General features: G+C 58.8%; 9 protein-coding genes and 1 pseudogene. 6 read left to right on the top strand and 4 right to left on the bottom strand.

Annotation, left to right across the window (positions count from 1 at the left end):
- Positions 1 to 110 precede the first annotated feature (110 nt).
- The 3 genes and pseudogenes from ACP7AP_RS16230 to ACP7AP_RS16240 form a co-directional block, all read right to left on the bottom strand.
- Positions 111 to 626, bottom strand: a pseudogene (locus tag ACP7AP_RS16230) (beta-ketoacyl synthase N-terminal-like domain-containing protein); the annotation flags it as partial.
- Between the two features lie 11 nt (positions 627 to 637).
- The gene (maiA, locus tag ACP7AP_RS16235; protein ID WP_426035631.1) at positions 638 to 1,249 is read right to left on the bottom strand and encodes a maleylacetoacetate isomerase; all 612 of its coding nucleotides are present in this window, start codon (positions 1,247 to 1,249) and stop codon (positions 638 to 640) included.
- Positions 1,246 to 1,668 (bottom strand): MarR family winged helix-turn-helix transcriptional regulator, encoded by a 423-nt coding sequence (locus tag ACP7AP_RS16240; RefSeq protein WP_426035633.1) that lies wholly within the window; start codon positions 1,666 to 1,668, stop codon positions 1,246 to 1,248. The genes maiA and ACP7AP_RS16240 overlap by 4 nt, the downstream gene beginning before the upstream one ends.
- A gap of 115 nt (positions 1,669 to 1,783) precedes the next feature.
- Between ACP7AP_RS16240 and ACP7AP_RS16245 the strand changes: the two genes are divergently transcribed.
- The 6 genes from ACP7AP_RS16245 (at position 1,784) to ACP7AP_RS16270 (ending at position 8,410) form a co-directional block, all read left to right on the top strand.
- Entirely contained in the window at positions 1,784 to 2,887 is a 1,104-nt protein-coding gene (locus ACP7AP_RS16245; RefSeq protein WP_426035635.1) for an MFS transporter, read from the top strand.
- Positions 2,888 to 2,995: 108 nt separating this feature from the next.
- On the top strand, positions 2,996 to 4,357 hold the full coding sequence (hmgA, locus tag ACP7AP_RS16250) for a homogentisate 1,2-dioxygenase (protein WP_426035637.1): 1,362 nt from the start codon (positions 2,996 to 2,998) through the stop codon (positions 4,355 to 4,357).
- A gap of 100 nt (positions 4,358 to 4,457) precedes the next feature.
- Positions 4,458 to 5,723, top strand: coding sequence for a fumarylacetoacetase (gene fahA / locus ACP7AP_RS16255; protein WP_426035639.1), 1,266 nt, complete (start codon positions 4,458 to 4,460; stop codon positions 5,721 to 5,723).
- On the top strand, positions 5,724 to 6,674 hold the full coding sequence (locus tag ACP7AP_RS16260) for an MBL fold metallo-hydrolase (RefSeq protein ID WP_426035641.1): 951 nt from the start codon (positions 5,724 to 5,726) through the stop codon (positions 6,672 to 6,674).
- Position 6,675: 1 nt separating this feature from the next.
- Positions 6,676 to 8,217 (top strand): FAD-dependent oxidoreductase, encoded by a 1,542-nt coding sequence (locus ACP7AP_RS16265; protein ID WP_426035643.1) that lies wholly within the window; start codon positions 6,676 to 6,678, stop codon positions 8,215 to 8,217.
- A 1-nt stretch (position 8,218) separates the two neighbouring features.
- The gene (locus tag ACP7AP_RS16270; protein WP_426035645.1) at positions 8,219 to 8,410 is read left to right on the top strand and encodes a DUF2783 domain-containing protein; all 192 of its coding nucleotides are present in this window, start codon (positions 8,219 to 8,221) and stop codon (positions 8,408 to 8,410) included.
- Between the two features lie 3 nt (positions 8,411 to 8,413).
- On the opposite strand, the gene ACP7AP_RS16275 is transcribed toward ACP7AP_RS16270, so the two are convergent.
- Entirely contained in the window at positions 8,414 to 9,145 is a 732-nt protein-coding gene (locus ACP7AP_RS16275; RefSeq protein ID WP_426035647.1) for a metallophosphoesterase, read from the bottom strand.
- Positions 9,146 to 9,244 lie beyond the last annotated feature (99 nt).

Here is a 9,244-nt window from a genome sequence, read left to right on the forward strand (position 1 = left end):
CTGCGAAGCTCCATAGGATGTGATTTGCCCATCTCGATCCCCTATATCTGGAAAGATCAGGGAATCAGAAACCGTCCAAGATGGGAAGCCTGAATCATATGAACGGCGACTTGCTCTAGACCGTAAAGTGCGGCGACATTCTCGGCGGTGATGCCCATATGGCCAGTGCCGAATGGGCAGCTCAGCGCCCCCGTCATCATGTCGAGCATCTTGGTATCGCCCATCTTCTGGCCAAAGCGCGCGGTTTGCACCGCATAGGGTGCGCGGCTCATGCATTCCGCACCACCAGCCAACGCAATTTCGGCATCGCCCAGCAGCAACATTTGCATCGCCGAGACGATAGCCTGCGCGCCAGATCCACAGAGGCGGTTGACGTTCATCGCGGGCGTGGTTTCCGGCACCCCTGCCTGCATCGCGGCGACGCGGGCCAGATACATATCGCGCGGTTCGGTGTTGATGACATGGCCAAAAACCACGGTGCCGACCTGCCCCGCCTCGATCCCCGCCCGCGTGATGGCGGCTTTCGCGACATGGGTGGCAAGGTCGATGGGCGGAGTGGCGGAAAGCGAGCCGCCAAAGCTGCCGATGGCGGTGCGCGCGGTGGAAAGGATGAAAATGTCAGTCATGGGGCGGCCCTCTAGGGTTTGACGCGATCCGGGTGAGCAGCGGCGATGGCAGGGATTTCGCGCAGGTTTGCCACGATCCTTGCGGTTTGGGGGAAGGACGTCACGTCAATACCAATCCGCTCGGCATTGTAGATCTGCGGCACAAGGCAAAGATCGGCCATCGTCACGCTGTCGCCGTGGCAGTAGCGGCCTGTCGTGGTCAACATCGACTCAAAAGCGGTCAGACCCTTGGTGATGTAATGGCGGGTCCATGCCTCACTGGTCATCACCCCCATTGAACCTACATGGTCACGGATGGTCAGGTTGCAGACCGGGGCGATCTCCATTGCAATTGCGTAAGACAAAGCGCGGACATGGGCGCGAGCCGCGGGATCTTTCGGCAGCAAGCCGCCGCGCGTTTCATCCAGATATTCGATGATCGCAAGCGATTGCGTCAGCCGCAGGCCATCAATGTCCAGCGTCGGCACCAACCCTTGCGGATTCCGCGCGACATTCTCAGCCCCGCGCTGCTCGCCCTTCACCAGATCAACCGGATGGCTTTCATAAGGTAAGTTCAACAGGTTCAGCGCCATCCGCACCCGGTAAGCGGCGGACGAACGCCAGTAGTCGAAAAGCCTGATCATTTTTCCTCCAACAGACGCAGCAAGGCGGCGCGAAACAGTGGGGCATCCGCGCCGATCTGGGCCAGAATTTGAGTTTGATACGCATCGGCAATCGGCACGATGCGGTCGATTAAGTCACGGCCTTTGGGGGTAAGGCGCATATCCAGCAAGCGACGGTCTTCAAGATTTTCGCGCTTCTCAATCAGGCCCGAGGCTTCAAGCCGCGCCGCAGCCCGGCTGACCTTGGATTTGTCCATATCGACCCGCGCCTGAATCTCGCGCACGGACACCTGATCAACCTGTGCGAGATGCGCCAGCACCCGCCATTCGGGGATCGTCAGGCCAAATTCGGCGCGGTACAGTTCTGCAAAGCCCTTGGAAATACGGGCAGCGGCGACGGCCAACTGGTAGGGGAAGAAGGCGGAAAGATCGAAACTCATCATCAAGCCTCATGTTTTGCCTAAGCCTGCCTGCTGGTGGGGAATTTCGCAAGCGCGTACGGTTGACAGTGCTGTGCGGGCGGGGGACACCATGCACGGCAACCCGGAGATCCCCTTGCGCGACTTGATCAAAACCAATGCGGCGCTGTTGGTGATCAGCATTGCCAGCTTCATTCTGATGGGCGCGGGCACGGCGCTGTATGGTCCGGCGCTGCCAGTATTTGCGCGCGGATTTGACATTCCTATCGGCACGGCGGGGCTGCTGATTTCGGCGCATTGGATCGGGTGTTCGATTGGGGTCGCGGCGATGTTCGTTGTTGGCGCGCGCGCGACGCCCCGGCATGTGGTGGTGGCGATGACGGTGGGGGCCGGGTTGATGGCGCTGGGGACCAGTTGGGCGCTGACGGTGCTGGGGGCGATGGTGTTTGGCGCTGGGTATGGGGCGGCCACCGTGGTGTTCAACCCGAGGATGCTGCGGGCGTTTGGCGCGCGTGGACCGGCGATGCTCAGCCTGCTGAACGCAACTTTCGGAATCGGTGCTATCGGTGCGCCGCTGGTGTTCGTGGCTTTGGGCAATGACGCGGTGCTGAGTTTTACCATCTGTGCCGTGACCGGCGTGGTGATCACGGCTGCCGCAGGACCATCGGGGCGCGATGCGACGGTGGTGGCCAGTGCCTCAGCTACACCGTTCCGGCTGAACCTGCAGATCCTGATCTTCGGCGCGGTGGCAATCAGTGTTGAGGCCTGCCTGACCGGGCTTGGCCCCACCGCCCTGATCAACGCAGGCCTATCCGAGACCATAGCCGCCCAACTGCTGTCGGCGTTCTTCCTAGCCTTCCTCGCCGCCCGCCTCTGCCTGATGTTCGTGGCAGGATTGCTGCCCGCCTTCACGCTGTTCACCCTATCTCTGGTCGGAGCCTGTATCTCGGCCCTGATCGCCGCCTTATGGCTGCCCGGCGCGGGTTTTGTTGGCCTGGGCTTCTGCGCGGGCATGTTCTTCCCCACCGAATACGTCACCGCCACCCGCAAGATGGGCAACAACGCCCGCGTCGCCCCCGCCATCATCGGCGCTGGCCTCGTCGGCGGGGTCTTTGCACCGCTGCTGATGTCGCCTTTTCTGGAAACCATGGGCCAGCGCGGATTTTTCTGGGTGGTGGCCTGCACCACCGGGCTGCTGGCGCTTGGAGCTTTGGCCAATCTGCGCGCCATGAACCGCTAACTTCGCGGGTGGATTCATCCAGCCTCGCATATCGCTATTGACATCGTTGCACTTGCAACGATATTTTCCTGCTATAGATTAAACCCGATCCCGCACCGCGAGGCCGCCATGAATACCCAAAGTATGCCCTCAGGATTGACCCGCGCCGCAACACCAGTCGGCATCCACGCCCATTATATGCCCGGCTTCGGCAATGACTTTGAAACCGAGGCTTTGCCTGGCGCGTTGCCGCAGGGCATGAACTCTCCGCAGAAATGCAACTACGGGCTTTATGGCGAGCAACTGTCTGGCACTGCCTTCACCGCGCCAAGCCATCAGAATGAGCGGACATGGTGCTACCGCATCCGCCCCTCGGTCAAACACACGCATCGCTTTGAGAAGATTGACGTTCCCTACTGGAAATCCGCGCCGCACATCAACCCGGATGTGATCTCACTCGGACAATACCGCTGGGACCCGGTGCCACATTCCGACGCCGCGCTGACCTGGATTACCGGTATGCGCAGCATGACCACGGCGGGCGATGTGAACACCCAAGTCGGCATGGCGAGCCACGTTTACCTCGTCACCCAGTCGATGCAGGATGAATATTTCTTCAGTGCCGATAGCGAGCTTTTGATCGTCCCGCAGCAGGGTCGCCTGCGGTTTTGCACCGAATTGGGGGTGATTGACCTAGAGCCGCAGGAAATCGCCGTGATCCCGCGAGGGCTGGTGTATCGGGTTGAGGTGCTGGAAGGTCCCTGCCGCGGCTTTGTCTGCGAGAATTACGGACAAAAGTTCACATTGCCCGGACGTGGCCCGATTGGCGCGAATTGCATGGCCAATCCGCGCGATTTCAAGACCCCGGTGGCGGCGTTTGAAGATCGCGAGGTGCCGTCCTCGGTGGTGGTGAAATGGTGCGGCCAGTTCCACCGTACCCGCATTGGCCACAGCCCGCTGGACGTGGTGGCGTGGCATGGAAATTATGCTCCGGTGAAATATGATCTGCGGACGTATTGTCCGGTTGGCGCTATTCTGTTCGATCATCCAGATCCGTCGATCTTCACGGTTCTGACCGCTCCTTCGGGCGTGGAAGGCACCGCAAACATTGATTTCGTGCTGTTCCGCGAGCGTTGGATGGTTGCCGAAGATACCTTCCGCCCGCCGTGGTATCACAAGAATATCATGTCGGAACTGATGGGCAATATTTACGGCATTTATGATGCAAAACCTCAGGGATTTGTGCCGGGCGGGATGAGCCTCCACAACATGATGTTGCCACATGGGCCGGATAAGCAGGCCTTCGAGGGCGCATCGAACGCAGTACTGAAGGCCGAAAAGCTGGAGGAAACAATGTCCTTCATGTTTGAAACCCGCTTCCCACAGCACCTGACCGCCTTCGCCGCCAAAGAGGCTCCGATACAGGATGACTACATCGACTGTTGGGAGAGTCTGGAGAAGAAATTCGACGGCACGCCGGGGGTGAAATGACAAATAAGGTTTCACTGGCAGGAAAGTTCTGCCGACTTGACAGCCGCTTCAGCTTGCCCGCATCCCTAGGCCTTGGGCCGCAAGCATGGGAGAGTGCGCGATGAAAATTCTGAAATCCTGGGTGGCCAGCGCGAACTCCGCGACCACCGATTTCCCGCTGAACAACCTGCCTTGCGGCGTGTTTTCCCTTGGCGATGAACCGGGTCGCTGCGGTGTGGCCATCGGTGACTTCATTCTTGATGTAAGCGCTTTGGAAGCCGAAGGCCTGCTGAAGCTGGCCGATCACCCGCTGTTCGACGTGCCATTCTGGAACGAATTTATGGAGGCTGGCCCGAGCATCTGGGCCGAGTTTCGCGCCCAAGTCACCGCAATGCTCATCGACGGGGCCAGCAAGCGTTGGGTGGTCGAAGATCATCTGGTGCCGATGACGGATGCCGCGCTGCACCTGCCCTTCATTGTCGCCGAATACACCGATTTCTACGCCGGACGCCACCACGCCACCAACGTTGGCACCATGTTCCGCGGTGCAGAAAACGCGCTACCACCGAACTGGCTGCATATGCCGATTGGGTATAATGGTCGCGCCTCGTCTGTTGTGGTGTCTGGCAGCGAAGTCCGCCGCCCTTGGGGCCAGTTGAAAGCCCCAGAGTTCGACGCACCGATCTTTGCACCCTCACGCCGTTTCGATATCGAGTTGGAAATTGGCGCGATTGTTGGGCAATCTTCCGAGCATGGTCTGCCGGTGACTGTGGCTGAAGCCGATGCAATGATCTTCGGCTATGTTTTGCTAAATGATTGGTCTGCCAGAGATATTCAAGCTTGGGAATATCAACCGCTTGGCCCTTTCCAGGCCAAAGCCACCGCCACCAGCTTAAGTTCGTGGATCGTGATGAAAGCGGCGCTAGAACCGTTCCGCACCTCGACCCCACTGCGCGAAGTCCCGCTTCTGCCGCATCTGCAAGAGCCGGGACCGCTGCTTTATGACATCGCGCTAGAGGTTGGTTTGATGCCTGAGGGTGGCCACGAAACCATCATCAGTCGCACCAACTATGCGGAAATGTATTACTCTGCACCGCAGCAACTGGCACATCACACCACCTCTGGCTGCGCCATGAATGTCGGTGATCTTCTGGGTTCCGGCACGATTTCAGGCGCAACCAAGGACAGCCGGGGCAGCCTGCTGGAACTGTCCTGGGGTGGTAAAGAGCCCTTCGTGATTGCTGGCGGCATCCGCAGTTTCATCGAGGACAATGACACATTGACCCTGCGCGGAGCGGCGTTGGGCGACGGATATCGGATCGGGTTCGGCGCGTGTTCGGGCAAGGTGATCCCTGCGCTCGCGGACCCTTATGCAAGGAAGAATTGAATGGCCAAAGCGTTTGCATCTCAGGGCGATCTGACCGAGAAAAAGACCTCATTCGTCGAAATCGGTGACGAAATCTACGCCTTCACCGCCGAAGGTGATCCGAATTCCGGTGTGATCATCGGCGACGACTCGGTGATGGTGATTGAGGCGCAAGCAACGCCACGACTGGCACGCAAAGTGGTGGAATGTATCCGTTCCGTCACCGATAAGCCGATCAGCCACTTGGTCCTTACGCATTATCACGCCGTACGCGTTCTGGGCGCAAGTGCTTATGGTGCAAGGGAAATCATCATGTCTGACGCTGCGCGCGGTATGGTGATGGAACGCGGACAAGAGGATTGGGAAAGCGAATTTGGCCGCTTCCCGCGCCTGTTCCAAGGCCATGAGGAGATCCCCGGGCTGACCTTGCCGACCACCACGTTCAGCGATCAGATGACGGTGTATCTGGGCAAGCGGCGCGTCGACGTCATGCATCTGGGCCGCGCGCACACCGCTGGGGATGCGGTAGTTTGGGTGCCGGATTCCGAGGTGATGTTTACAGGTGATATCGTCGAGTATCACTCGGCCTGCTACTGCGGCGACGGGCATTTTGCCGATTGGACCGACACTTTGGCGAATATCGCGGCCTTCGATCCGGTGGCGATTGCATCGGGGCGCGGGGATGCGTTGATCGGCCGGGACATGGTGGGCAAAGCCATCGCCTCTACCGCTGATTTTGTGCAAAGCACCTACCGTCCGGCGGCAAAGGTGGCGGCGCGCGGGGGCAGCTTGAAAGAGGCTTGGAACGCGGTGCGGGCTGAATGTGACTCTAAGTTCGCCAATTTTGCGATCTACGAGCACTGCTTGCCGTTCAACGTCGCGCGCGCTTTTGACGAAGCACGCGGGATAGAGACACCACGCGTGTGGACGGCCGAACGTGACCGCCAGATGTGGGCAGATTTGCAGGGGTAATGTGAGCGCATATGCGTATCAACCCTATGATTATATTGCACCGGCTGGATTAAAGGCAACCGAGCCACGTCACAAAGTGATCATCGTTGGCGCTGGTCCGATTGGGCTGGCGATGGCGATTGAACTGGCAAATCACGGCGTTCTGGCGACGGTGCTGGATGACAACAATGTGGTGTCGGTAGGCTCGCGAGCGATCTGCTGGAGCAAACGTTCGCTGGAGATTTCGGATCGGCTTGGCGTAGGTGAACGATCCGTCACAAAAGACGTGACGTGGAAAGTGGGACGCACGTTTCATCGCGATAAAGAGGTGTTCAACTTTGATCTGCTGCCCGAAGACGGGCATAAGATGCCTGCCTTTGTGAACCTGCAACAGTATTTCGTCGAGGAATATCTGGTGCAGCGTGCGCAGGAGTTGACCATTGACCTGCGCTGGAAAAATCGCGTGACTTCGGTAGATCAGAAAGCGGATTTCGCCTCGGTTACGGTGGAAACCCCAGATGGATCCTACGCGTTGGAGGCGGATTGGGTGATCGCTTGCGATGGTGCGCGCAGCCCGATCCGAGAGATGATGGGGTTGGAGTTTGACGGGGAATTGTTCGAAGAACGATTTCTTATTGCCGACATCGAAATGCAGGGCGATTTCGCCAGTGAACGGTGGTTTTGGTTTGAGCCAAACTTCCATCAGGGCCAATCCGCGCTATTGCACAAGCAACCGGATAACATTTACCGAATAGATCTTCAGCTTGGCTGGGACACTGACCCAGAGGTGGAAAAACGGCCTGAGAATGTCATCCCGCGCATTGAGAATGTGGTGGGTCATGCCGATTTCAAACTGGATTGGGTCAGCGTCTATACTTTCCAATGTCGACGTTTACGAAGCTTTGTTCATAATCGGATTTTGTTCGCAGGCGACAGCGCACATGTCGTCTCACCCTTCGGCGCGCGGGGCGGAAATGGTGGCTTGGGCGATGTCGATGCCCTCGGTTGGCGGCTGGCGGCGGTGATAAACGGTACGGCTGCACCTGAAGCCCTACAGGGGTATGATCGCGAACGGTGTTACGGCGCGGATGAGAATTTGCTGAACTCAAGCCGCTCAACGCGCTTCATGTCGCCGGAAGCGGGCGTGGAGCGCCTGTTTCGCGATGCGGTTTTGCACCTTGCGGCACGGGCAGATTTTGCGCGGCCGATGGTGAATTCTGGGCGGTTGTCGAAGCCTTGTATTTATCCGCTGGATGCGCCCGATGCCGATCTTCCAGAAGACGCGCGACCTGGGGCTGTGGCGCCAGATGCGCCACTGGAACACGGTTGGATGACCGAGGTTTTGGGGCGCGAATTTGTCCTGTTGGTGCTGGGCTGCGATGCCCCAGAAATCGACGTACGTGTGGTAAAACCTGTGCTGACGGATATGATCCGCAGGCGCTATCTGGGTGATCAGCCACAGGCGGTTTACCTGATCAGACCCGATCAGGTAGTCGCGGCGCGCTGGCTTTCGGCCTCGGCAGCCGAGGTAGAAACGGCCTTGGTACAAAGTTGGAATGGATGATATGTTATTGTATACAAAGCCGAATATCGTAAATGCAGACAGCTTTTACACCGAGCTTCTGGCCGCGCATCGGGGTCTGCCAGAGGCAGAAAGTCATGCAATGAACGCGCGGCTTGTGTTGATTTTGGCCAATCACATCGGCGATGCAGAGGTACTGTCTCAGGCTTTGGCACTGGCAAAGGCCGCGAGCTAAGCCCTATTCGGGCAGCAACGCCACGCGTCCGGTTGCTGTCAGGTTAAACACCTTACGGCCCTCCAGAACCACCGCCGTCAAGGGCCCACCATAGGCCGCGCTCGAGTCGATATTGACCCGATTGCCGTAATGCATCGGCGCGTCCAAAGCGGTATGACCATGCACAATCAGCGCGCCAAAATCGCGGGTGTCTTCAAGGAAACCTTTGCGAATCCAGACCAAGTCATCCTCGGTCTGCTGCTCAATCGGGATGCCGGGACGGATGCCGGCGTGGACATAAATCACCTCGCCGCGCTGGTAATACGTTGAGCGGGATTCGAGGAATTGCAGATCAGCCTCGGGCACCGCCGCTACAGCCTCGGCATGGACCGGGGCAAGTGGGCGGTCAGCGGCATTCTTCACGCCGTAGGATTCCAAAGTTGCCGCTCCGCCGATCTTGGGGTGCAGATAGGATAGGTCGTTGCGCAGGCAAGGATCATGGTAATTGATGTCTCGGATGTAGTTTGTGAACATTCGGTCATGATTGCCTTTCAGCACCACCCAATCTTGCCCAGCCTCGATCCCGGCGCGCAGATATTCAACCACGCCACGGCAATCCGGGCCGCGATCAACCAGATCGCCAACATGCACAACCGGGGCTGCGCCATGTCTGGCTTGATCGGCGGCAATCCAGGCATGGACTTCACGCAAAAGCTCGATATGGCCGTGGATGTCGCCGATGGCATAGGTTCTCATACGCGCCTCTTGCTGCAAAGAGCGGGGGGGGGGCCCCCCCCCCCCCCCCCCGGGGGGGTATGGCGAAAAGGATATTGGCAGGGGGGGGGTTGGACGGCC

Source organism: Cypionkella sp. TWP1-2-1b2 (assembly GCF_049896245.1).
Lineage (GTDB): Bacteria > Pseudomonadota > Alphaproteobacteria > Rhodobacterales > Rhodobacteraceae > Cypionkella.